The organism is Bradyrhizobium sp. 159 (genome assembly GCF_023073795.1).
Taxonomy (GTDB): Bacteria; Pseudomonadota; Alphaproteobacteria; order Rhizobiales; family Xanthobacteraceae; genus Bradyrhizobium.
In genome coordinates this window covers 1-996 of sequence record NZ_JADPKE010000110.1, presented here as the reverse complement: position 1 = coordinate 996, position 996 = coordinate 1, and the positions used below count along the sequence as shown (strand labels likewise).

The window sequence follows — 996 nt, the reverse complement described above, 5'->3', positions numbered from 1 at the left end:
CGCGCGACGAGATACATCGGTTGAAGCCGCTCGGCGGGCAGCCTTCGTTCGGATCCTTGCGTGAACTGACCCGCGTCGTCGGCAATGATTGCGCCGTCGAGATCGACACGAACAGCTACTCGGTACCGTGGCGCCTGATTGGCGAGCGCGTGGCGGTAACGATCGCGGCCGGCGAAGTGCGGATCCGCCATGGATTGCACCAGGTAGCAGTGCACAAGCTATCGGAGGGTCGCCGGCTGCGGATCATCGACTTTGCCCATCTCGATGGTGTTGCTGGTCGCAACGGCGCGGTCCGCCGGCCGGAGATTGCTGCGGCGACGGTACCGGGATCGTCTCCACCGCCCTCGTTGTTGCGTCCTCTTGCCGAATACGAAGCCGTGATCGGAGGAAGCTTCTGATGGCACGGGCAACGAAGGTAATTGAAGCAACAACCGATCCGCTAGACGCCATGCTGGCGCGATTGCAGCTCTCCGGCATTCGCGACCAGCTCGACAGCCTGCTCGACGAGGCGGCGCGCGCGAACCTGTCGGCGCGTGAGACGCTGATCCTGCTGTGCGAGCGCGAGATCGCGCGCAAGGATCATCGCCGCATCGAGATGGCGCTGAAGCTCGCACACTTCCCGGCCGTGAAGGAGCTTGCGGGCTTCGACTTCGAAGCGCAGCCATCGATCGACCCAAAGCAAATCCGCGACCTGGCCGCATCACGTTGGATAGCCAACGGAGAGAACGTGCTGCTGCTCGGCCCGCCAGGCGTAGGTAAGACGCACTTGTCGATCGCTCTCGGGCGAGAGGCGATCCTGGCCGGATACACCGTGCAGTTCACCACTGCGACGACGCTGGTCGCAGGCCTTGCCAAGGCGCACGGCGAGCGACGCCTGGACGAGAAACTGCTCGCGCTGTCGAAGCCAAAGCTGCTCATCGTCGACGAACTCGGCTACTTGCCGCTTGAACCTGACGCGGCGCATCTGTTCTTCCAACTGGTCAGCCGGCGCTACGA

Annotated in this window: 1 protein-coding gene and 1 pseudogene; both read left to right on the top strand. The window is 63.8% G+C overall.

Going from position 1 to position 996, the window contains the following annotated elements; genetic code table 11:
• A pseudogene (locus IVA96_RS33100) lies at positions 1-398 on the top strand (IS21 family transposase); the annotation flags it as partial.
• On the top strand, positions 398-996 hold a 599-nt coding region (gene istB, locus IVA96_RS33095; protein WP_247421786.1), incomplete at its 3' end, for an IS21-like element helper ATPase IstB. The pseudogene IVA96_RS33100 and the gene istB, both read left to right, overlap by 1 nt.